15 protein-coding genes are annotated in these 21,883 nt (G+C 74.1%); all 15 read right to left on the bottom strand.

The window, feature by feature from the left end:
• Position 1: 1 nt before the first annotated feature.
• The 15 genes from ACFVS6_RS29025 to ACFVS6_RS28955 all read right to left on the bottom strand — a co-directional run bounded on the left by ACFVS6_RS29025 (position 2) and on the right by ACFVS6_RS28955 (position 21,841).
• Positions 2-274 carry an acyl carrier protein gene (locus tag ACFVS6_RS29025; protein ID WP_389708388.1) on the bottom strand — a complete coding sequence of 91 codons (273 nt, stop codon included), beginning with the start codon at positions 272-274 and terminating at the stop codon, positions 2-4.
• Positions 267-1,910, bottom strand: coding sequence for an AMP-binding protein (locus ACFVS6_RS29020; protein WP_389708386.1), 1,644 nt, complete (start codon positions 1,908-1,910; stop codon positions 267-269). Before ACFVS6_RS29020 ends, ACFVS6_RS29025 begins: the two co-directional genes overlap by 8 nt.
• Positions 1,907-5,209 (bottom strand): amino acid adenylation domain-containing protein, encoded by a 3,303-nt coding sequence (locus tag ACFVS6_RS29015; RefSeq protein WP_389708384.1) that lies wholly within the window; start codon positions 5,207-5,209, stop codon positions 1,907-1,909. The genes ACFVS6_RS29020 and ACFVS6_RS29015 overlap by 4 nt, the downstream gene beginning before the upstream one ends.
• The gene (locus ACFVS6_RS29010) at positions 5,206-7,506 is read right to left on the bottom strand and encodes a class I tRNA ligase family protein (protein ID WP_389708382.1); all 2,301 of its coding nucleotides are present in this window, start codon (positions 7,504-7,506) and stop codon (positions 5,206-5,208) included. The genes ACFVS6_RS29015 and ACFVS6_RS29010 overlap by 4 nt, the downstream gene beginning before the upstream one ends.
• A complete protein-coding gene (locus ACFVS6_RS29005; protein ID WP_389708380.1) occupies positions 7,503-8,684 on the bottom strand; it encodes an NAD(P)/FAD-dependent oxidoreductase in 1,182 nt (393 codons plus the stop codon). The genes ACFVS6_RS29010 and ACFVS6_RS29005 overlap by 4 nt, the downstream gene beginning before the upstream one ends.
• Positions 8,684-10,012: a lysine N(6)-hydroxylase/L-ornithine N(5)-oxygenase family protein gene (locus ACFVS6_RS29000; protein WP_389708378.1), complete on the bottom strand. Its 1,329-nt coding sequence runs from the start codon at positions 10,010-10,012 to the stop codon at positions 8,684-8,686. The genes ACFVS6_RS29005 and ACFVS6_RS29000 overlap by 1 nt, the downstream gene beginning before the upstream one ends.
• A gap of 66 nt (positions 10,013-10,078) precedes the next feature.
• Positions 10,079-11,329, bottom strand: coding sequence for an MFS transporter (locus ACFVS6_RS28995; RefSeq protein ID WP_389708376.1), 1,251 nt, complete (start codon positions 11,327-11,329; stop codon positions 10,079-10,081).
• Positions 11,319-12,671, bottom strand: coding sequence for an acetyl-CoA carboxylase biotin carboxylase subunit family protein (locus ACFVS6_RS28990; RefSeq protein ID WP_389708374.1), 1,353 nt, complete (start codon positions 12,669-12,671; stop codon positions 11,319-11,321). The genes ACFVS6_RS28995 and ACFVS6_RS28990 overlap by 11 nt, the downstream gene beginning before the upstream one ends.
• Positions 12,668-13,870 (bottom strand): saccharopine dehydrogenase C-terminal domain-containing protein, encoded by a 1,203-nt coding sequence (locus ACFVS6_RS28985; protein ID WP_389708372.1) that lies wholly within the window; start codon positions 13,868-13,870, stop codon positions 12,668-12,670. Before ACFVS6_RS28985 ends, ACFVS6_RS28990 begins: the two co-directional genes overlap by 4 nt.
• Entirely contained in the window at positions 13,860-14,936 is a 1,077-nt protein-coding gene (locus tag ACFVS6_RS28980) for a saccharopine dehydrogenase (RefSeq protein ID WP_389708370.1), read from the bottom strand. The genes ACFVS6_RS28985 and ACFVS6_RS28980 overlap by 11 nt, the downstream gene beginning before the upstream one ends.
• Positions 14,937-15,034: 98 nt before the next feature.
• On the bottom strand, positions 15,035-16,246 hold the full coding sequence (locus ACFVS6_RS28975) for a cytochrome P450 (protein ID WP_389708368.1): 1,212 nt from the start codon (positions 16,244-16,246) through the stop codon (positions 15,035-15,037).
• 58 nt (positions 16,247-16,304) lie between these two features.
• On the bottom strand, positions 16,305-17,495 hold the full coding sequence (locus ACFVS6_RS28970) for an acyl-CoA dehydrogenase family protein (protein ID WP_389708366.1): 1,191 nt from the start codon (positions 17,493-17,495) through the stop codon (positions 16,305-16,307).
• An 11-nt stretch (positions 17,496-17,506) separates the two neighbouring features.
• Positions 17,507-19,891: an iron-containing redox enzyme family protein gene (locus ACFVS6_RS28965; RefSeq protein WP_389708364.1), complete on the bottom strand. Its 2,385-nt coding sequence runs from the start codon at positions 19,889-19,891 to the stop codon at positions 17,507-17,509.
• Between the two features lies 1 nt (position 19,892).
• Positions 19,893-20,936, bottom strand: coding sequence for a 3-oxoacyl-ACP synthase (locus ACFVS6_RS28960; protein WP_389708362.1), 1,044 nt, complete (start codon positions 20,934-20,936; stop codon positions 19,893-19,895).
• Positions 20,933-21,841, bottom strand: coding sequence for an isocitrate lyase/phosphoenolpyruvate mutase family protein (locus ACFVS6_RS28955; RefSeq protein WP_389708361.1), 909 nt, complete (start codon positions 21,839-21,841; stop codon positions 20,933-20,935). The genes ACFVS6_RS28960 and ACFVS6_RS28955 overlap by 4 nt, the downstream gene beginning before the upstream one ends.
• Positions 21,842-21,883: the final 42 nt, after the last annotated feature.

Here is a 21,883-nt window from a genome sequence, read left to right as displayed (position 1 = left end):
TTCAGGCTCCGGTGGGGACGTGGTGGCGGGTGAGGGCGTCGGTGACGTCGCGCAGCGTACGCATGACGGCGAGGTCGTGCTCGGTGAAGTGGGCGAGGTCCACGTCGGTCTCCTCGCACACCTCGGTGAGGAAGAGGACCTTGTTGAGGGAGGTCAGGCCGTAGGCGGCGACCATGTCGGCGTCGAGGTCGAGGTCCTCGGGCTCGACCTCGGGCATCAGGACGAGGGAGAGCTGGGCGCGTGCGGCCTCTTCTACGAGCTGGGTGTCAGGCATGGATTCCGGCCTCCTGGTCGTGCAGCGGGATGTGGTGGGCGGCGGCGATGGCGGGCCGTTTGGGCTTGTACTGGGAGGTCAGCAGGCCGTTGTCGATGCTGAACGGCGGATCGGCGACGAGGACACGGCTGATCCGCTCGTCGGCCCCGGTGGCGGCGTTGACGGCGGCGAGCCGGGCGGCGATGGCCGCGCGGTCGGCCGGCAGCTCGGCCGGGGACACCACGGCGACGAGGTCGGTCTGCGTGGGGCTGAACAGGACGCATTCGGCGACGGCCGGGTCGGCCCGCATCAGTTCCTCGATGGGCCGGACGATGACCTTCTTGCCGTTGTCGAGGACGATGACGTCGTCCGCGCGGCCCCGCACGAACAGGAAGCCGTCCTCGTCGAGCCGGCCGAGGTCGCCGGTGCGGACGGTTCCGTCGGCGTCGAACACCTTCTCCGAGTCACCGGGGCGGGCGTACGCGTAGTGGTTGTTGACGGGATGGGTGCTGCGGACGCTGATGACTCCGTCCTCGCCGATCAGCACTTCCTTGCCGCTCACCACCCGGCCGACGCTGCCCTCCCGGTGGGCGCCGGGGTGGTTCTTGGTGACGATGCAGGTCTCGTTGAGGCCGTAGCCCTCGAACAGGGGCAGGCCGACGTCGGTGAAGAAGCGGAGCACGGCCGGCGAGGCGGGTGCGGAGCCGGTCCACAGGTAGCGGATCCGGTCGCCGAACAGGGCGCGGGCCACCTGGCGCGGGTCCTGGCCGGCGGATCGGCGCAGCCGGCCCTCGATCTGTCGGCGGGCGCTCTCGTAGAAGGCGGGTACGCCCATGACGACGGTGGGGCGGACGCGGCGCAGGGTGGCGAACGCCGCCTCGTAGGTGGTGAGGGTGACGTCGTGGCCGTGGAGCAGCGCGGAGTACACCCAGTAGCGCTGTTGGAGCAAGGACAGCGGGAGGAAGACGAACAGGTCGTCGCCGGGGCCGTGCGCGAAGATCTCCTGGACGGCGGTGAGGGAGCTGTCGATGCTGCCGGCGGTCGCGCCGAGCCCCTTGGGCACGCCGGTGCTGCCGGAGGTGAACTTGATGGTGGTGACGTCCCGGAACCCCCAGTGGACGGGGGGCAGGGGCCGGTCGGGGGAGCCGTCCGGCTCGGTCAGGTCGAGGATCGCGCCGGTGCCGAGGACGCCGGGCGGCCACGGGGCGGACCCGGCGGCGGGCCGGTCGCCGGTCTCGTCGCCGGTTTCGCCGGCGACCTCGCCGGCGGGCCGGTCGGTGTACAGCAGGCGCAGGTCGTAGCGGTCCAGCAGTTCGGCGGACGGCGTGAACTTGCCCGGCTCCAGGCCGGCCGTCTGCGCCCCGAGGCGCAGCGCGGCCAGGTCGAGCAGGACCCACTCCAGGCTGTTCGCGGCGAGGATCCCGATGCGGTCGCCGGGGCCGATGCCGTGGGCGTCCCGCAGGTGGTGGGCGAGGCGGCCGGAGCGCTCGTACAGCTCCCGCAGCGGGATGGTGCGGGTGCCGTCGAGGCGGGCGACGGAGATGCTGCCGGCGGCCGGCGGGTCGGTGACGATCCGCCGGATCGTGTCGGGCCCGGCGGCCGGCCCGCCGTCGGACGCGGGGCGGACGGACGCCGGTGAGGGCGCCGCGCCGCTCATCGGGCGGCCTCCGGGCGCAGGACGGCGGCCATCGCGCGGACGGTGTCGACCTCGGCGAACCGGTCGAGGGTGAGGGTGACGCCGAACCGTTTGCGGGCCGCGGTCAGGATCCGGGCCGCCGCGATGGAGTCGCCGCCGAGGGAGGCGAGGGTGTCGAGGGCCCCCACGTCGGGCCGCCGCAGGACGGTCGACCAGATGTCGCAGAGGATCTTCTCGGCCTGGGTGGCGGGGGCGCTGCCGCCCGCCTGCGGGGCGGGGGCCGCCGGGTCCTCGGTGCCGAGCGCGGCCAGCTTCGTACGGTCGACCTTGCCGTTCTTGGTGAGCGGGAGCGAGCCGTGCCAGATCACCGCCGCCGGGAGCATGTAGTCGGGCAGGTCGGCGCGCAGTGCCCGGCGGACTTCGGTGAGGTGCGGGCGGTGGGAGCCGGCGGGGACCAGGTGGGCGACGAGGCGGTTGCCTCGGGCGGCGACGACGGCCCGGGTGACCTCGGCAAGGGCGGCGAGCCGGGTCTCGACCTCGCCGGCCTCGATGCGATACCCGTTGATCTTGATCTGGAAGTCGCTGCGGCCGAGGATCTGGATGTTCCCGTCGGGCAGGTACCGGCCGAGGTCGCCGGTGCGGTAGAGGCGTTCGCCGCGCACCGGGTCGGTGAAGAACCGTTCGGCGGTGCGCTGTTCGTCGCCCCAGTAGCCGCGGGCGAGGCCGGTGCCGGCTGCGACGATCTCGCCGGTGACCCAGTCGGGGGCGTCAAGGCCGTCCCGGTCGAGGACGTAGGCGCGGTTGTTGGCGTTGGGCCGCCCGTACGGGATGGACTCGCTTCCGTCCTCGTCCTCGCCGACGGGGTGCAGGATGTTCCAGATCGTCGTCTCGGTGGGACCGCCGAGGGAGACGACCTCCAGGCCCGGCGTCATCGTGCGCAGCGCGGCGGGCAGTTCGGGCGGGATGCGGTCGCCGCTCATCATGACGAGGCGCAGGGCCGGCGGCGGAGCGCCGTCGGTGCGGGCCTGGTCGTGGAGCAGTCCGGCGATGGCGGGGACGGAGTTCCACACGGTGATGCCGTGCTGTCGGCACAGGTCGAGCCAGTGGGCGGTGTCGACGGCCTTGTCGTGGTCGGGCATGACGAGGGCCGCGCCCGCCGACAGGGCGCCGAAGACGTCCCAGACGGACAGGTCGAAGTTGAAGGCGCTGATGGCGAAGAACCGGTCGTCGGGGGTGATCCGGAAGCGGGTGTGGCAGTCGGCGACGACGTTGGCGACGTTGCGGTGGGTGACCATCACGCCCTTGGGGGCTCCGGTGGTGCCGGAGGTGTAGAGGACGTACGCGAGGTCCTCCGGGTGGGAGCCGGGCAGCCGGTCGGGGACCTCGGCGCGGCCGGAGGCGGGTCCGGTGAGGTCGAGGACGGCCAGGGGGGCGAGGGGCCCGGTGTCGGACGGGGCGGTGTCGGTGAGCACGCACCGCACCCGGCCGTCGGCGAGCATGTACTCCTGGCGGGCGGCGGGCAGGCCCGCGTCGACGGGCAGGTACGCGGCTCCGGCGAGGACGGTCGCGAGGATGCCGATGATCTGCTCGGGTCCGCGCCGCATGACGAGGCCGACGAGTTCGCCGCGGCCCACTCCCCGCGCGCGCAGCCAGCCGGCGGCGGTGGCGGCCCGGTGCAGGAGTTCGCCGTAGCTGACGGTCCGGTCGGCGGTGAGGACGGCGGGCGCCCCGGGGGTCTCGGCGGCCCGCTTCACGATGGCGTCGCCGAGCATCTCGTCGGGCAGGGCGACGGCCGTGTCGTTCGCGGCGAGCCGGCGGGCGCGTTGCGCGGGCGGCATCAGCTCGAAGCCGTGGCGCTGCCAGGCCCCCGCGTCGACGAGGGTTTCGAGGAGGGTGGTGTAGCCGTGCGCCAGGTCGTCGAGGAGCCCCTCGCAGAACAGTTCGTCGAGCCCGTCGAGTTGGACGACGAGTCCGCCGTGCTGCTCCATGGCGAAGGCGTTCAGCCACACCTGGGGGGTCTGGCTGACGGAGAAGACCTCCTTGCCGAAGAGTTCCAGGGTCGACCCGTCGACCTCGCTGCTGACGTGGCCGATGGCGCTGTTGAAGGTGTAGGGCATGCGGGCGCCGGCCAGTCCGCCGCGGCGGCGGGCCAGTTCCTTGAGGACCTCGATGCCGGAGAAGTGGCGGTGGTCCATGTCGGCGTGCAGCCGGCGTTGGAGGGCGCGGGCACGTTCGGCGAAGGTCAGGGTCCGGTCGGTGGCGGCCTCGACGAGGAGGGTGTCGGAGAACTGCCCGATGGTCTCGAAGATCCGGGGGTGGATCGGCGGCCGGTTGGCGACGGTGGTGGTGAGCGTGAAGCGTTCGCCGGCGCCCCAGCAGGCGAGGGTTTCGGCGTACGCGGCGAGCAGCAGGGCGGACGGGGTCAGCCCGGCCTCGGCGGCCCGGTCCTTGAGCGCGGTCCAGGCGGTGCGGTCCAGGCGGACGGCGCGCTGGGTGAACCGCGAGCCGGACAGGGCTGCGGGGCTGGTGCGCAGCGGCAGGTCGGGGTGGGGGGCGAGGTCGTCGAGGCGGGCCGTCCAGTAGTCGCGGGAGCGGCGGGCGGGGGCCCGGTCGCGGGCGGTTTCGAGGGCGGCGACGTAGTCCTCGAAGGGAAGTTCCTCGGGGGCGTCGGTGGTGGGGCTGCGGTAGGCGTGCCACCAGGCCCGGAAGAACAGGAACATGCTGATCCCGTCCATCACGAGGCCGTCGTGGCCGACGTGGAGGACCATCCTGTCGTCGGCGAGGATCGTCACGTCGACGGTGAGCAGCGGGGCCTGGTCGGCGGGCAGTACCTGGTGGGAGCGCATCTCGCGGAGTTCGGTGCGGATGAGTTCCTGCCGGCGGGGGTCGTGGGCGCGCAGGTCGAGGACGCCGATGACGGGTGTGTGGTCGCCGTGTTCGGTGACTTGGCGGTCGGGGGACAGGAAGCGCGAGCGCAGGGCGCTGTGCGCGGCGACGACGGTGGCGAGGGCGCTCTGCAGGCGGTCGACGTCCCAGTGGCCCTCGATCTCGTGGAAGACGTGGCTGGCGACGTCCCCGATCTCGAAGACTCCGCTGCGGCCGGCGTAGTAGCCGCGCTGGAGGGGGGTGAGGGGGAAGCCGGGGCCGTGTTCGGCCTCGCGGGCGAGGTGGGCGACGAGGGCGGGCTTGGCGGCCTTGACGCGGGCGATGAACTCGGGGTCCATCCGGTCGCGGTTGCCCTGGAGGCGCAGGTCACCGTCGGCGAGGGTGACGGACAGCCCGCGCCGGCCCATTTCGCGCAGCAGCTGGAGGTGGTTCATCGGGGCTCTCCCGAGGTCAGGGCGGCGACGGCGGCGGGTTCGGCGCGTTCGGCGATGACGGCGGCCAGTTCGGCGAGGGTGCCGCCGTGCAGGAGTTCGTCCATGGACAGGTCGACGTCGAGGGCGTCGAGGATCTGGTACTGGACGGTGACGGCCTGGAGGGAGCCGGCGGCGAGCTGAGTCAGGGTGCGGTCGGCGATCGGCTCGTCGTCGCCGAGTCGCAGGACGGTGCGGGCGACCTGGGTGAGCCAGGGCGTCAGGGCGGGTGCTGCGACCGGTGCGACCTCCGGTGCGGCCTCCGTTCCGGCGTCGGGCGACGGCCGGAAGAACACGGCGTCGGCGAGGGCGACGGCGCTGCCGGGGGCGAGGAGTTCGACGGCACGGGGCCACGCGCTCGGGGCGTCCTGGCCGAGGGCGGCGGCCAGCCGGGCGGCGAAGCGGGGCATGACGGGGACGGCTGCGTGCGCGAGGAGGCGGGCGGCCGCCAGTTCGAGGGCGACGGCGGTGCGGTTCTCGTCCTCCCATCCCGGGGTGTCGGCGAGGAGGCCTTCGGCGCGGCCGAAGCGGACGGTGTCGCGGACGATGCCGTCGAGTTCGGCGGCGGCCTGGTTGAGGGAGAACGCGTCGTTCTCCAGGGCCGCGGTGACGGCGGCGAGGCGGGTCCCGAGCCGGGCGAGGAACGCGGAGTGCTCGGGCGTCCAGTTGCCGGCGTCGGGGGCGGTGCCGCCGTGGTGCTTGGCGACGCGGGCGCCGAGGTCGGTGAGCCAGTGCTGCCAGGTGCCGATGAGGGTGTCGTTCAGGGTGGCCTCGTAGGCGGTGCGCGTGTAGTCGGTGCGCAGGCCCTCGGGGCGGGTGGCGGCGAGGAAGTAGCGGACGGCGTCGACGGTGTCGGGGCCGAGGACGTCCTTGCCCCAGATGGCGTGCCGGCGGCTGGTGGAGAACTTGGCGCCTTCGAGGAGGTAGAACTCGTTGACGTGGTAGTCGATGTCGGGGTTCCAGCCGGGGAAGGCGAGCCGGTAGAGGACCGGGTAGAGCACCGAGTGGTAGAAGCTGTTGTCGTAGCCGAAGAAGTGGACGATCTTCCAGTCGCGTTCGGGGTCGGCGGCCCGCCAGGTCCGGCCGAGGCGGGCGCCCAGGGCCTGGATGCCGTGCAGGAACCCGTAGCTCATCTCGGGCCAGACCCAGATGACCTGGCCCTCGGTGGCCCCCTCGCGGGGTTCCACGCCCCAGCCGGAGGGGTGGGTGAGGGGGATGTCCACGCGGGGGCGGCGGAAGAGGCGGTCGGCGAGCTCGCGGAGCCGGGCGGGGACGCGGCCGGTGCGGTGGTGGTCGCGGACCTCGGGGGCGAAGGTGTGCAGGGGCAGCGTCCAGCGGGCGGCCGGGGTGGTGCGGGGCGCGGCGTCGGAGACGGTGGAGCGCGGGTCGGTGAGGTCGGTGACGGTGTTGGGTTCGCCGCATTCCTCGCAGATGTTCCCGTTGGTGAGATTGCCGCAGCCGGGGCAGCCGCCCTTGACGTCGGCCTCGTAGAGGTACTGGCCGGTCGTGGCGTCGTGCAGGGCGTCCTGTTCGGTGACGGCGATCCCGCCGGAGGCGACGACGCGGCCGAAGAAGTCCCGCAGGCCCTCGCGGTAGGCGGGGTCCTGGTCGGTGACCGTGTACTGGTCGAGGGGTATGTCCATCAGCCGCAGGGTTTCGGCGATCTCGGCGCTGTAGTGCGCGGCGGTCTCGGCGGGGGTGCGGCCGTCGGCGCGGGCGGCGCCGAGGACGTAGCTCTGGTAGTCGTCGCTGCCGGTGAGGTGGTAGGCCTCGGCGCCGTTCATGCGCTGGTAGCGGGTGAAGGCGTCGGCGCCGAGGTAGGGGCCGCCGAGGTGGCCGAGGTGCAGGTCGCCGTTGGGGGTGGGCGGGGTGGAGAAGACGAAGACGGGCCGGTCGCCGAAGCCCTTGCGGGCGGGGTTCGCCGCGGAGGTCGCGGCCCGTTCGGCGTCGCGCCAGTACTGGGTGAAGAAGACGAGGTCGCCGGCGTCGGGGCCGCCGGTGTTCTCCAGCACGTGGGACTCGAACGGTTCGAAGAGGACGACGGTGCCGGGGGCGGCCGGGTGGCGTTCGCCGTCGATGACGAACTCGCCCTGTCCGGCGGTGATCACGAACAGTTCGGTCTCGTCGTGGCGGTGGTGGTCGGTGGCCCGGCCGGGTGCGATCCGGCCCCAGCCGGCGGGTGTGCCGAGGCCCTCCACACCGCTCATGTCGATGCCGAACGCCTGCTCCAGGACGTCGGCGTCATAACTGGCGATGATCATGTCGTGGCCTTTCGCGGGGACGGGAGGGGCGCAAGGGAGGAGGGGGACGGCAGGGACGGGATCAGGTCGGCGGCGCGGGCGGCGAGCGCCGGGGCGAGCCGGTAGCCGGAGCCGCCGGCCGCGCCCGCGAAGAGCAGCCGGCCGTAGGGGTCGAGCGGGGTGACGACCGGGGTGCCGTCGGCCCCGTACGCGTCGCAGAAGACCCGGCCCGACCGGCAGTGGGCGGCCAGGCCCGGGGCGTAGCGGGTGAGCAGGGCGCGGGCCTCGCGCAGGTGGCCGTCGGTGAGGGACGGGTCGACGGTGTCGGGGTCGACGTCCCACTCCTGGCAGGTGTAGCTGAACAGCCAGTGGCCCCGGTGGTGCAGGGGCAGCAGGAAGGCGTCCTCGGTGTGCAGGACGACGGCCCGGTCGCCGGGGGCGCAGGGCACCTCGACGTGCAGGGCGACGATCTTCTTGACGCGGGCGCCGAGCGGCGCGACGAGTTCCCGCCAGGCGGGCGCGGCGAGCCAGGGCCCCGGGGCGAGGACGACGTGGCCGGCGTCGAGGGTGGCGCCGCCGGTGAGGGTCAGGCGGGTGCCGCCGGGGCCGGAGGCGAGGGCGGTGACCTCGACGCCCTCCCGGAAGGCCACGGCCGGGCGCAGGTCGGCGGCGAGGCGCTGGGTCAGGGCGTGGACGTCGGCGTACTGGCAGCCGTCGCCCTCCCAGGCGCCGTGGCCCCGGGGCAGGGCGGGGACGGCGGCCGGCAGGTCGGCGGTCCAGCGGAGCTTGGCCTCGGGGAGGTAGGCCTCGCGCAGTTGCTCCTCGGCCTCCTCAGGTGCGAGCACCGTCATCCCGAGCGGGTGGATGGGCAGGTCGGGGCGGGCCGCGCGGAGGTCCTCGTAGAAGCGTTGGCTCTCGGCGGCGAGCGTGCGGACGGTTTCGTTCGCGCCGCGCGGGAAGTGCAGGCCGGCGGAGCGGCGGGTGGCGCCGGAGCCGGTCATGTCGCGGTCGAGGACGGTGACGGTGGCACCGGGGTCCCGGGCGAGCACCTCGCGGGCGATGAGGACGCCGAGTATCCCGGCGCCGACCACGGCCACGTCGGTACGGGCCCGGGCGGGCCCGCCCGCGCCCCCGCCGGCGGCGGCGAACGCGGCGGACCCGGTGGGTATGCCGGGGGCGCCGGCACGGTCGGCCGACATCAGGCGCTCCACCGTTCGTCCTGGGGTGCCTTGGACGACCACTCGATGAAGGAGGACAGTTGCTCGTCGCCGCGTACCCCGCACAGCCGGTCGGCGATGCGCCGGCTGCGCCAGGCGTTGAGGCTGAGGTTGGGGTCGGCGAGTCCCCGCTGACCGCGGACGCCGTTCTGGACGAAGATCCGGCGGTCGGTGGGGCCGTCCCAGCGGACGGCGTAGTCCTCGTCGACGCGCAGTTCCTCGCCCTCGCGCTCCAGGCGGTCCGCGACGGGGGCGAGGAAGTCCATGCCGGCGGGCCGGTAACCGGTGGCCCAGACGACGATGTCCGCCTCGAACCTCTCGACGGAGTCGGCCTCGCCGGTGTGGCGGGCGCAGACCTCCCAGCCGCCGAACGGGCCCCGGCCGACGTCGAAGACGTCGCGGCCCGGGTACAGGGCGACCAGGTCCTCGTTGCCCTCGACGAAGCGGTGGACGTAGATGGTCTGGTAGATCTCGCGGAGGGTGGATTCGGAGATGCCGTCGCTGGTCAGGAGGTTGCGGGAGTTCAACGACTCGCGGCGTTCGCGGGGCAGTCCGTAGAAGTAGTCGGCGTGGCTGGGCATGTAGTAGTCGTTGGTGAAGGGCGAGTCGTCGATGGGGAGGTAGTTCGGCCGCCGGGAGATCCACGAGACGCGGCGGGGCAGTTCCCAGCCGCTGCGGGAGATCAGGTCGAGGAAGGCCTCGGCGCCGGACTGGCCGCCGCCGATGACGACGACCCGCTTGCCGCCGACGTCGCGGGAGGCGCCCAGGTAGTCGGCCACGTGGAACTGGGTGGGGCCGAGGAGGCCCTCCCCCTGCGGCGGCACCCAGGGCCGGCTGCCGACGCCGACGACGACGTTGTCCGCGGTGACGGTGCGGCGGTCGGTGTGGACCGTGAACACGCTGCGGTCGTCGTCGAAGTCGACCTCTCGGACGCCCTCGCCGAAGACGACGTTCTCGTTGCGGCGGCTGGCCCACGCCAGGTAGTTGCGGAACTCCAGCCTCGGTACGTCGTCGAACTGCGCGTTGAGGAAGTGGTAGACGCGGCCCTTGGCGTGCAGGTACGCCAGGAAGGAGAAGGGGCTGGCCGGGTCGGCGAGGCTGACCAGGTCCTTGAACTGGGACACCTGGAGGGTGGTGCCCGGGATCTGCTGGCCGTCGTGCCAGCCGAAGGACTCCTTGCGGTCGAGGAAGAGATTGGGTACGTCCGGCATGCTGTGCAGCAGCGACGCCAGACTGAGGTTGGCCGGGCCCACGCCGACGCCCAGGCAACGGAAGTGCCTGGTGCCGGGCCGGAAGCTCTCGTGCCCCATGGTCGGAACCTCTCGTTCGAATCGGTGATCAGCAGGAGGGGGAGCGGGGACGGTGGCGGACACCGCCTAGGCGGGGCGGGTGCGGACGGCGATCAGGCCGAACAGGGTGGCGAGCAGGGAGGCGGCACCGACCAGCGGCCAGACCAGCGAGCCGAACTGGAGGAAGAGCCAGGTGCCGGCCATCGGTCCGAGGGCGGAGCCCAGGCCGAAGACGAACTGGAAGCTGCCGATGTAGCGGGAGCGCAGGGCCTCGGGGCCGGCGTTGGCCGGGTAGGCGAAGACGGCGGGGCCGCCGAGGATCTCGCCCAGGGACCAGATCAGCGTGCCGATGACGATGGCCGCCGGTCCGATCGGCAGTCCGTAGCAGGCGACGCCCGCGCCGACGAGGGCGAAGCCGAGGCCGATCGTGATCTTCAGGGGCCAGCGCTGCGAGACCTTGGTGACCAGCAGCTCGAAGGCGATGACGATGACGCCGTTGAGCGCGACCGCGAAGGTGTACCAGAACAGCGCCAGCCGGGCCTCCTCCATGTAGAGGGGCAGGGTGGACAGGTACTGCATGTAGACGGCGGAGTGGAAGAAGGCCGCGACGAGGTAGAGCAGGTAGCGGCGGTCGCGCAGGACCGCGCCGTAGCCGCCGGTCCGTGCGGGTGCCTCCGGGCGTACGGCGCCGGGCGCCGGCCTCGTCCGGGCGGGCAGGGTGGCGCGGGCGACCAACGCGAAGGCCAGGGCGAGGGCGGCCTCGCCCCAGAACAGCAGCGTGTAGGTCCTCCCGCCCGCGTGGTAGAGCGCGTAGCCGAGCAGGGGCGCGGCGGTCGCTCCGACGTTGAGGCCGAAGCGGTACATCGCGAAGATCATGATCTGTCGGTCGCCGTCGGTCTGTTCGGCGAGGAGGGTGGCCGACGCCGGCCGGAACAGTTGGGCTCCCAGGCTGACGAGGGCGATGGCGACCAGCAGCGGCAGGAACCCGGGCAGGTACAGCAGGGCGGCGGTGAGCACGGCGGTGCTGCTCATCGACAGGACGGTGGCGCCGCGGATGCCGAGCCGGTCGGCGAGGGTGCCGCCGACGAGCGAGCCGGCGACGGCGCCCGCCCCGTACACGCCCAGCGCGATGACGGTGCGGCCCTTGGAGTGGCCCTCGGCGGTGAGGAAGAGGACGAGGAAGACGTGCAGGAAGCCGCCGAGCCGGTTGACGAGCACCCCGGCCAGCACGGTCTTCACCGCGCTCGGGGCCTCCTTGAAGGTGGTCCACACCCCGGGTGCCGGGGCGGGCGGAGCGGCTTCCCGTTCCGCTTCGACGGGCCGGACGTCAGTGCTCATCGGGGTCCTCCGGGTCGACGACGACGGTGACGGCGGCACGGACGGCCGACTCCAGCGCGTCGAGCCCTTCCGGGGTGGGCGCGTCGATCAGGAAGGTCACCGCCCGGTCGTCGGAGCAGGCGAGCGGCTGGAGCCGGGCGCCGGCCTCCTTCAGGACGAGGAGGGCGCGCAGCGCGGGCCCGTCCTCCGGATCGCCGGGCGCGAACGCGGGCCAGGTGCCCGCCTCGCCGACCCACTGGGGGCGCACGCCCGGCCAGTCGAGGGTGACGTCGGCGAGGCAGCCCGCCTCGTGCTCCAGGTAGACCTGGCGGGTGAAGCGCCGCGGCGGCGGGTAGTGCGCGTCCTCGCCGAGGGCGATCCGGATGATCTCCGGTTCCAGGGGTTGCCCGGTGGCGAGGTGGTAGAGGGCGACGAGGCCGTCCCCGGGGGTGCGGGCGGCGACCTCCATCAGGCGGGGTTCGCCGTCCTCGCCGATGCGCCACTCGGCGTGGGCGATCCCGTCGCGGAAGCCGAGCACCTCCAGCATCCGGCGGTTGGCGGTCAGCAGGACCGCGTCCTCGCCGGTGCCGGCGTTGGGGACGGAGTGGGCGAGCTCGACGAAGGTGCGGTCGCCGGACTCGGTGGTCTCCTTGCGGGTCACGGAGGTGAAGAGCGGCTCGCCGTGCTGGACGAGGGACTCGACCGAGTACTCCTGGCCGGTCACCTTCTCCTCGATCATCAGCGTCTCGTGCTCGGGGTACTCCGGCAGCAGCGCGCGCAGTTCGGCGGCGTCCGCGACGGCGACGACGCCCGAACTGGAGTGGCGGGTGGCGGGCTTGGCGACGACCGGGTAGCGCAGGGCGGACAGGTCGGCGTCCTCGCGGGCGCCGGGCGGCAGGACGAGCGTGGCGGGGCTGAACTCCTCCAGGTACCAGCGCTGGAGGTACTTGCTGCGGCACACCCGGGTGGCGCGCAGGCCCGGTCCGGGCAGGCCCAGGGCGTCGCACAGCAGGCCGGTCTGCTCGACGAGGGTCTCGCCGACGGCGTACGCGCCGCGGACGGTGTAGCGGCCGTGCCAGGCGCGGGCCCCGGCGACGAAGCCGGGGGTGAAGGAGCCGTCGAGGTCGAGGGAGCCGTCGACGTAGGCGATCTCGTCGATCAGGGACGCCGGGTGCTCGGGGTCCTTGCGGGCGCGGCGGACGGCCTCGCGGTTCGTGTCGGGGGTGATGAGCAGGATCCTCAGGCCGCGGGCGGCGAGTTCCTCCAGGTAGCGGGGGTTGCGGCAGACGACCCGGAAGGCTCCGGTGAGGATGAACGCCTCGGGGAGGGCGGGGGCTTCGGGCAGGTGGGCGGGCTGCGTCATGCCGGGACTCCTGACGGGGTGGGGGTTTCTTCGAGGGCGCCGCGCAGGCCGTGGGCGCCGAGGAAGGTGAGCCAGCGGCCGGTGTCCTCGGGCGCGGCGGCGCGGTTGAGTCCGGCGGGCAGCGCGCCGGCCAGGATCCGGGTGACGCCGTAGGCGACGGGGAGGGAGACGCAGCGGGCCATCGCGGACTCGTCGGCGTCGCCGGTGAGGTCGAGCAGGTGGGAGCCGCGCCAGGACGGGCCCGCCGGGGTGCGCAGTTCGAGTGCGACGGACAGCACGACGCGGTCGCGGTCGGCGGGGGTGGTGGGGTACCGGGCGGCGAGCGAGCCGGCCAGGGCGCGGACGGCCTGTTGGTCCCCGGTGGAGACGGTGTCGAAGACGTCCTTCCAGGCGGTGTGCCACCCGGCGTTGCGCAGGGTGCCGCGGACGAAGGTGTCGAGCCGCCAGTGGTCCGGTATGCCGTACTGGGCGACGAAGGGGAGGCTGTCGCGGTTCGGGTAGACCTCGAACTCCTCGCCCGCCAGGGTCAGGGAGCGGGTGGCCTCCCAGGGGCGCGGGACGGTGGCCTCGGCGCCGGCCTCGATGTGCCGGGCCGGGGATCCGAGGGCGGCGAGGACCCCGTACGGGGCCCAACTGAAGCGGTAACGGAAGGAGTTGGGGACCGCCGGCACGCCTCCGCAGTAGGAGGTGAACACGGCGGTCGCGGGTATCTCCCCGAGGGCGGCGCGGCCCCGTGCGACCAGGTCGTGGGCGAGCAGGTGGTCGATGCCGGGGTCGAGGCCGGCCTCGGTGAGGACGACGGTGCGGGTGCGGTCGGCGGCCTCGGCGGCCAGTTCGGCGAGTTCCGGGGAGACGTAGCTGGTGCAGGCGAAGTGGGCGGCCCGGTCGGTGGCGAGGCGCAGCAGCGGGGCGTGCTCGGTCGCCGGGAGCATCGATACGAGGACGTCGCCGGGGCCCACCCCGGCCGCCAGGGCGGCCGGGGTGAACGCGCGGACCTCGGCGCGGCCCGCCAGGCCGAGTGCGGCGAGGCGGGCCGCGCCGCGCTCGGCGGTGCGGTCCCACAGGACCACCCGCCGGGCGCGTTCGCAGACGAGGGAGAGGCCGGAGCGGCCGGTGGACAGGCCGGTGCCTATCCAGTGGACGGTGCCGGACGCCGCGGCCGCGGTCGGTGCGGCGGTCGCGGGCTGGTCAGCGGACAAGGGGATCCTCCTGGGCTTCGACGGCCGTCCGGTAGGTGTGCAGGGCGCGCTCCCAGACGTCGTCCGCAGGGGCGGTCAGGCGCAGGAGCTGCGGGGCGAGTTCGGCGGAGAAGGCGGTGGCGGCCTCGACGGGGAGGAGCGAGGGCAGGTTGTCGATGGCGATCAGGTCGAGGGGCCGGTCGGGTCCGGCGCGCAGGGCGCGGACGGGTTGCGTCCAGGTGGTGGTCTCGTCGTAGACGGGCAGGACGTTGCAGTCGGAGGTGACGTCGCAGGTGACGTCGGAGACGAGGGACAGCCGGCGGCGGGGGTCGTCGAGGTCGGCCTTGGTCAGGAACGGCGTTACGGGCGTGGTGGTCAGGACGGTGTTGACCATCAGGTGGTGGCCGAGGAGGGCGGCGCGGTCGAGGTCGCGGGTCTCGGCCAGGTCCCAGCGGGTCGGTTCCAGGCCGGCGGTGGTCAGCGCGTCGCAGGCGCCGCGGCCGCTGCGGCCGAGCGCGCCGATCACGAGGGCGGTGGTGGGGTCGTCGGCGGTGGCTCCGGAGGCGAGCAGGGCGTCGAGGGCGGGCCGGTCGGTCGGGTTCAGCGGGGTGGTGAGGGCGCCGCGGTGGTGCAGGACGGCGAGGGCGGCGCCGACGTACCCGGCCCAGTAGCCGAACGCGGCCACGCGGCGGCCCGCTCCGTCGGTGAGGTACTCCATGTCGAGGAGGGCGCCGCCGCCCGCGGTGAAGCGGGCGAGCAGTTCGCGGGCGCCGGCCTGGCCCTTGTAGGCGTGGCCGAAGTAGATGTGCCGGTGGCGCAGGGCGGGCACGTCGGGTCCGGCGGGGAGTTCCTTGAGGCCGAGGACGTACGCGTCGTCGGGGGCCTGCTCGTGCCAGGAGGCCGTCGGGGCGGCCCCGCAGCCGACGGCGGTGTAGGCGTCGAGCGGGAACACCCGCTGGTCCGACTCCTCGACGGTGATGCGGATGCCCTCGGCCACCAGGCGGCCGGCGTCTTCGGGGGTGAGGGGGGCACGGCGTTCGGTGACGCGGGCCTCGTGCCGCATCCAGAGGTGAATGGTGTCCGACATGTTGCGGTTTGTCCTGTCTGAAGGCATGGAGGTGGCCGACCCACGGCCTGATCGCGGTCGCGGGGTGACGTCGTCCCCGGGTGAGGACTACCTGCGCGCTAGAGGAGCGGGATCCGGGCGTTCGCCAGAGGGCGGTATGCGGGGGTCGCGGTGGTGTTCAAGCCTGCCGTGCGGAGCTCGGTGACGACCGCGCCCGCGAGGGCCACGGCCAGCTCCTCCCCCGGACAGCGGTGGGCCGCCGCACCGAAGGTGAAGACCACCGGATTCACCCGGCCGGGCGACAGGACGTCGGGGTCCGGGTTGACCGCGGGGTCCCGGTTGGCGGCGGCGAGCAGCACCAGCACCTGCTGACCGGGCTCCACTTCGGAGCCCGCGTGGACGAAGGACCGGGCGGCGAACCGACGGGTGTTCTGGATCGGGGCGTCGTGGCGGACCACCTCGCGCACGAGCGCCGCGGTGGCCTGCGGGGTGCCCGGCACGTCGGCGCCCCGGGCGAGGGCGACCAGGGTGTTGCCGATCAGACCGGCGGTGGCGTCGTAGGTCTGGGACAGGAAGCCGACGGCGTTGGAGAGCAGGGGCGCCAGGTGCGGCCAGGAGTGCCGGTCGGCGGCTCCCACCAGCTCGGCGAGCAATCCGGCCGCGGGGGCGCCGGCGCCCCGGCCGGCCACGTGGGTGGCGGAGGCCGCGTTCAGGGGCGGGGTGAGCAGTTCGCGCAGCCGGGCCGCAGCCGTGGCCGCGGCCCGCTGCTCGGCGGGGGTCGCGGAGGCGGGGATGCACCGGACGAAGTCGCCGATCGCACGGGCCGCCTCCCGACCGGCCCCCTCCGTCAGACCGCAGAGCTCGGCGACCACCCGGGCCGGAACCCCGAACATCAGCTCCTCGTACGGGACCTCGCCGCCCGCCGCCAGCACCTCACGGGTGTGCCGGGCCGCCAGTCGGGCCGCGCGGGCGGTGTCGGCGCGGGCCAGCGCCTCGGCCACCACCGCCTTCAGTCGGGCCACGACCGGACCGTCCGTCATGCGCACCAGGTCGCCGAAGACCTCCCCGGCGGGGGTACCGACGATCCCGGCGGGCACCGGCTCGGCCGGCGGCCGCACCCGCAGCGCGTCGCTGCCCAACACCGCGCGCACCGCGGCCGCGTCGGCGGCGACCCAGGCCCCGAGCGCCTCGTCGTGGGCGAAGGGGCGCTCGGCCACCAGGCGCGCGTAGAAGGGGTAGGGGTCCGGAAGGCGCAGCGCCTCGACGGGGCCGACGGTACGGGCGGGAACGGCGCTGCCGGCGCTGCCGGTTCGGGGGGACGTGGTGCTCACTGCCTGCTCCTTGCTGAACGGGTGGTACGGGTCGGGCGGGTGGTGCGGGCGGTGCGGGTCAGGCCGCCGCGCGGGCCGCGCGGCGCATGTCGAGCGAACCCGCGATGGCCATCCTCAACACCTCCGAGGTGCCCTCGTAGATGCGCAACGACCGGACCTGCCGGTAGAGCCGCTCGGTGACACCGCCCTGCACGATGCCCGCCGCTCCCAGCAGTTGTACGGCGGCGTCGACGACGCCCTGGGCGGCCTCGGTCGCGTGGACCTTCGCGATGTTGGAGTGCCGGGCGAACCGGCGGCTCCCCCGGTCGGTCTCCCAGCCGGCGCGCGCCACCAGCAGGGCGGCCGCGTTCAGCTGCACCTCCATGTCGGCGAGCGAGGCCTTGACCAGCTGGAGGTCGAAGAGGGTCCCCCCGTACGCCTCCCGGCCCAGTACGTGGGCGAGGGCGGTGTCGAAGGCCCGCCGGGCGAAGCCCAGGGCGGCCGCGCCGACGGTGGTGCGGAACCGCTCCAGCAGGTCCACCGCGATCACGAAGCCCTTGCCCGGCCGCCCCAGCAGGGCGTCGGCGGGCAGCCGGCAGTCCTCGAAGGACAGGTGCGCGAAGGACCTCGGCGCGATCGCGTCGATCCGCTCGACCCGCAGGCCGGGGGTGTCCGCGGGCACCAGGAAGGCGGAGAGCCCCAGCGGCCCGGGGCCCTGCCCGGTACGGGCGATCACCACGAACACGTCGGCGATGGTCCCGTTGGCGATCCATGCCTTGCGGCCGTTGAGGAGGTACGAGCCGTCCTCGGCGCGCGCCGCCTCCAGCCCGACGGAGGACACGTCCGAGCCGGCCTCCTTCTCGGAAACCGCGAACGCCCCGATCAGGGTGCCGGCGGCCATCCCCGGCAGGTAGCGGCGGCGCTGCGCCTCGCTGCCGAAGCGCAGCAACGGGGTCGCGGCGAGCGCCTGGATGGAGAAGGCGAAGTCGGCGAGGTCCTCGGCGTACGCGAGGGCCTCGCGGCGCAGGCACACGGCACGGAAGTCGTTCACGGGGGCGCCGCGCGGGTCCAGTTCGGAGAGCCAGCCGGCCGCGCCGAGGGCGCGCACGAGGCGGCGTCCGGCGGCGTCCGGGTCCAGGGTGCGGATCTCCTCCCACAGGACCCGGTTGCTGTCGCACCAGGCCCCGGCCGACTCGGCGAGCCGGCGGTGGGAGTCCTCGTAGAAGGGAAGCGCGAGGACCTCGGGGTCGAAACTCGTCGTCAGTTCCATGGTGAGGCTCCTCAGATGACCAGGTCGGCGGGGGTCCGGGCGGTTTCCTCGGACTCGGCCGCGGCCTCGGCGCGGACGCGCTTCACCAGGCCGTGCTCGACGAAGTGGGCGAAGGAGGCGTAGCCGCGCCAGATGCGGCGCCACGCGCCCTGGACGGCCTCCTCCCCGGAGGCGGTCAGCACGTCGTCGAGGAAGGCCACGATGATCTCGGCGGACTGGCGGGCGTGCCCGGCGGAGAAGTTGTCGATGGACAGGTGCGCCTCTTCGTAGGAGACGTCGAGGCCGTGCCGGCGCAGTTTCTGGATCTCGTGCAGGCGCATCGCGCCGAGGCCGAACATCTCGATGCCCAGGTTGTAGCCGAGGATCTCGTGGTGGAGGCTGTCGGGGAACAGCGACAGGCAGATCTGGTGGATCGAGAAGCCGTACAGGTGGTCCGGCAGGTCCCCCTGCTGGAGGAAGGCCTCCTGCCGGATGTGCGGCAGGTCCATGTCCATGCCGGCCAGCACCTTGTGGATGATCGTGATGTGGTTCTTCGCCATGTCGCCGCGACCCATCTCGTCGGCGTAGATGGAGAAGAGCATGTCGTCGCTGCGCCGGTGCCGGCGGCCGAGGTTGCCGACGCGGTGGGCCCAGGTGCCGTCGATGAGGCTGCCCAGGGCGTACGTGGACTGCTCGAAGACGACCTCGTCGCGCGAGGGGATCTCGGTGAGCGGCTCGTACGGGTCCACCAGCTTGTCGCGGTAGATCCGTTCGACCCGCTCCATCAGGGCTTCGGGCGTGTAGTCGAAGTACGAGGCGTCGGTGAGCAGCCCCCCGGCGCCGTGCTCGAACAGGAGCTCGGCGTCGGCGAGTCCGGCCTCGGCGCGGGCCCGGGCCGCGGGCAGGACGTTCGGGTGGCGCTCGAAGTTGACGAGGCGGTGGAAGAAGCGGCGGTGGTCCTCGGTGGGACCGGGCTCGCGGACCAGCACGTCGGCGGGTTCGACCGAGGCGAGGCGGCCGCTCCAGGCGCGGGCCGGTTCGTCGCCGGCGGTGAGCGGGACGAGGTCGGCCCCGGCGGGCTCGCCGGCGGCGACGGACCGGGCCCAGGCCGCGAACACGGCTGCCTCGCGCTCGTCGAAGATGCCGAACATGGGGCCGCCGAACTTGATGGACTTCAGGAACCGGCAGGGGCCGCCGTCGCGCCCGGGCCGCAGCTGGCGGGCGGTGCGGAACTCCCGGACGAAGGCGGCCGGGTCGAGCTGTTCGTCGTCGAGCCAGTCGGTGAGCTTGCGGGCACCGAGGCGGACCGCGCGGTGCTGGCGACCCGCGTGCGGGGCGTGCCGCTCCACGATCAGGGCCACCTTGGCGTCGAGGGAGAGGCCCTCGTGCCAGGCGGCGAGCTCGGCGAGGGCGGCCGTGTGCTCGCGTTCCAGGCGGACGACGAGACGTACGGCCGCGAGGGCTCGGCGGCGGTCCTCGTCGCCGGTCGGCGACTGCGCGGTGAGGGCCAGGTACTCGGCGAGGACGGGGCGTACGTCGCTCTCCGCGAGCATCGGCTCGCTGCCGAGCAGGAGTTCGTCGAGGCCCAGGGCGTGGGCGGCGTAGTGGACGCCGACGACCTCGGGGAGGAAGGAGGCGGGCAGCCGGGACAGGGCCAGGTGGAAGGCCGCGTGCAGGGCGGTGAGGGGGCGGGCGCCGGCCGCGTCGAGGAAGGCGGCTGCCTCGACGGCGGGGAGGAACACCCCGTGCCCGGCCAGCGACCGGCGGCGGCGGCCGAGGAGGCCGGCCTCGGCGGTGCCCTCGCCCTGGAGCAGCCAGTGCTGGCCGAAGAGGCGGCCGACGATCTCGGCGGGCTGGGTCGCGGCCTGCGAGACGGTGTCGAGCCAGCATCCGCCGGTCAGGGTGAGGGGGGCGCGCTGGCGCAGCACCGCGGTGCGGACCTCGGGGTCGGGGTGGGTGCTCAGCGGGGTGAGGACGGCGGCGAGTTCGGCGCGGGCGGCGCCGACGTACGCGGCGACCGCGTCGGCGTCGGCCGGCTCGGGGAGGGGGTCGTCGGCGGCGGGGTCGCCCTCGGGGGCGAGGAACGCGGCGAGGACGCGGCGGGCGGCGAGCAGGGCGGCCTCGCCCTCCTGGTCGGCGAGCAGCCGGCGGAAGAGGTCGGCGGGCGGGGCCGCGGCGATGAGGACGGCCTCGGCGGCGCCGGCCGGGGAGGCCTCGAAGGGGCCGGCGGGCAGGGATGTGGTGAGGTCGGGCAGGGGGAAGGCGGGGGCGAAGGAGCTGCGGGCCAGGTCGAGGTCGGGGAAGCCGTCGCCCTCGGGGCCGGCGCCGGATTCCGTACGGGCGGCCCCTGCCCCGATCCCGGTTGCGTCGGTGGCCCCGGTCGCGGTCGTGTCGGTGGTCATGTCGGCGGCGGTCATGTCAGCGGCCCTCCCGTCGGGCGGTGGTGGTGTCGGGGGTGGGGGCGGAGGGCGCGGTGTCGGCGGCCGGGAGCCGGCGCAGCAGGACGCCGATGCGTACGCCGGGGACGCTCGACGCCAGCAGGTAGTGCCCGTGGGGCTTGAGGGCGCCGGCCTCGGCGCGGTCGACGAGGTTGATCAGCGGGTCGGCGGCGAAGCAGTGGCCCACGCGCGGGATGTTGTCGAGGAAGAGCTGTTCGCGGCCGAAGCCGGCCTGGCGCTCCTTGAGGACGACGAGCGGCTTGTAGAGGTTGGGGTGCAGGACCCCGTGGATGTCGCCGATCTTCATTCCGGCGTCGTCCAGGATCCGGTCGTTGACCTCGCGGGCGAGGTCGGAGCTGATCTCGTTGGACCAGTCGAGGCCGGCCGGGTCCTGCGCGCCGGCCCCGGCGACGATCTCGTAGGCGTCCGGGCCGATCGGGGCGGCCGCGACGAGGCAGGAGGCGGCTCCGTCGCTGAACAGGGCGAAGTTGTCCATGCGGACGGATTCGTCGGTGACCCGGTCGGCGGTGACGACGACGACCCGGCGGTACATGCCGGCGGCGACGTACGCCTGGGCGGTGCGGATGCCCGCCAGGAGGTTGGCGCAGCGGCCGAGGGTGAGGCCGATGAAGGCCGCGGCGCCCAGGCCGGTGGCGGCCAGCACGTTCTCCACGAACGCGCCGTGGGTGCGGGGGCCGCCGGGGAAGCGGGTGGAGCACAGGATGAGGCAGTCGACGTCCGACGGGGCGACGCCGGCAGCGTCGAGGGTGGCCCGGACGGTCTCCGCGGCCAGGGTCTCCAGGGACTTGGCGGTGCGGTGGACGCTCCCCCAGCCCCACAGTTCGGCGCGGGGCGGCATGCCGAACCGGCGGGCGCGCTCGGCGAGCCCCTCGATGGAGGTGTGGTCGTCGTGGCGTTCGCCGAGGACGTAGCGGGGCGCGGACAGGTGGACGGCGGGAACGCCGGCGGTCGGGGCCGCGGGCGGCGCGTCGGTGGTGGCGGGTAACGGGTGCGGAAGGCTCACGGTGCCGGTTCGCTCTCTCGGTCGGCGGACGGGGCGGGGTCGGCCAGGAGTTCGTTGGCCTCGGCGTACGGAAGGGCCTGTGCTCCGAAGCCGAAGGTGCCGAGCTCGCTCATCTCGCGGGCGGCCCGGGTGAGGGCGCCGAGGGCGGCCCGCGACAGTGCGGAGCCGGTGCTGACACGGCGTACGCCGAGGGCGCCGAGGTCGGCGACGGACAGCGGCAGGGCGCCGCCCATCAGGACGTTGACGGGCCGGTCGACGGCCGAGCACACGGCGCGGATGGCGTCCGCGTCGGGCAGGGCCGGGGCGTAGAGGACGTCGGCGCCGGCGGCCTCGTAGGCGCGCAGCCGGCGGATGGTGTCGTCGAGGTCGGGGCGGCCCTGGAAGAAGTTCTCGGCGCGGGCGGTGACGGTGAAGGGGAAGTCGAGTCCCTTCGCCGCCTCCACGGCGGCGGCGACGCGTTCGACGGCTTCGTCCAGGGGGCGTACGGGGTCCTCGTCGCGGCCGGTGGAGTCCTCGACGGAGCCGCCGACGAGGCCCGCGGCGGCGGCGAGGCGGATGGTCTCGGCGACGTCCTCGGGGCGTTCGCCGAAGCCGCTCTCCAGGTCGGCGGTGACGGGCAGGTCGGTGGCCTCGATGATCGCGGCGGCGTTGGCGAGGAGTTCGGCGCGGTCGACGCGGTTCGCCCCGTCGGGGCGGCCGAGGCTGTGGGCGAGGCCGGCTCCGGTGGTGGCGAGGGCGGCGAAGCCGAAGGAGGCCAGGATGCGGGCGGATCCCGCGTCCCAGGGGTTGGGGACGACGAAGGGGTGCGGGCCCTCGTGCAGGTCCCGGAAGGCGATGGCGCGCCGCAGTCGGTCGGCGACCGCCGATTCGGAAAGGGGCGCGTCGAAGGAGGCTGAGTGGTTCATGAGGGTCCTCGCTGGTGAGCTGCTGGGGTGCGTCGGCCGGTG

It is taken from the genome of Streptomyces sp. NPDC057939 (genome assembly GCF_042887545.1).
In the GTDB taxonomy this organism is placed as follows: Bacteria; Actinomycetota; Actinomycetes; order Streptomycetales; family Streptomycetaceae; genus Streptomyces.
Note: the sequence above shows the minus strand (reverse complement) of the source record. Positions and strands in the feature narration are given on the sequence as shown.

Bases quoted from the DNA above. Each gene is read 5' to 3' on its own strand.
- ACFVS6_RS29010 (WP_389708382.1), bottom strand. From the start codon at position 7,506: ATGATCATCGCCAGTTATGACGCCGACGTCCTGGAGCAGGCGTTCGGC.
- ACFVS6_RS28970 (WP_389708366.1), bottom strand. From the start codon at position 17,495: ATGGAACTGACGACGAGTTTCGACCCCGAGGTCCTCGCGCTTCCCTTC.
- ACFVS6_RS28995 (WP_389708376.1), bottom strand. From the start codon at position 11,329: ATGAGCACTGACGTCCGGCCCGTCGAAGCGGAACGGGAAGCCGCTCCG.
- ACFVS6_RS29025 (WP_389708388.1), bottom strand. From the start codon at position 274: ATGCCTGACACCCAGCTCGTAGAAGAGGCCGCACGCGCCCAGCTCTCC.
- ACFVS6_RS28990 (WP_389708374.1), bottom strand. From the start codon at position 12,671: ATGACGCAGCCCGCCCACCTGCCCGAAGCCCCCGCCCTCCCCGAGGCG.
- ACFVS6_RS29000 (WP_389708378.1), bottom strand. From the start codon at position 10,012: ATGGGGCACGAGAGCTTCCGGCCCGGCACCAGGCACTTCCGTTGCCTG.
- ACFVS6_RS28965 (WP_389708364.1), bottom strand. From the start codon at position 19,891: ATGACCGCCGCCGACATGACCACCGACACGACCGCGACCGGGGCCACC.
- ACFVS6_RS28980 (WP_389708370.1), bottom strand. From the start codon at position 14,936: ATGTCGGACACCATTCACCTCTGGATGCGGCACGAGGCCCGCGTCACC.
- ACFVS6_RS29005 (WP_389708380.1), bottom strand. From the start codon at position 8,684: ATGTCGGCCGACCGTGCCGGCGCCCCCGGCATACCCACCGGGTCCGCC.
- ACFVS6_RS28955 (WP_389708361.1), bottom strand. From the start codon at position 21,841: ATGAACCACTCAGCCTCCTTCGACGCGCCCCTTTCCGAATCGGCGGTC.
- ACFVS6_RS29020 (WP_389708386.1), bottom strand. From the start codon at position 1,910: ATGAGCGGCGCGGCGCCCTCACCGGCGTCCGTCCGCCCCGCGTCCGAC.
- ACFVS6_RS29015 (WP_389708384.1), bottom strand. From the start codon at position 5,209: ATGAACCACCTCCAGCTGCTGCGCGAAATGGGCCGGCGCGGGCTGTCC.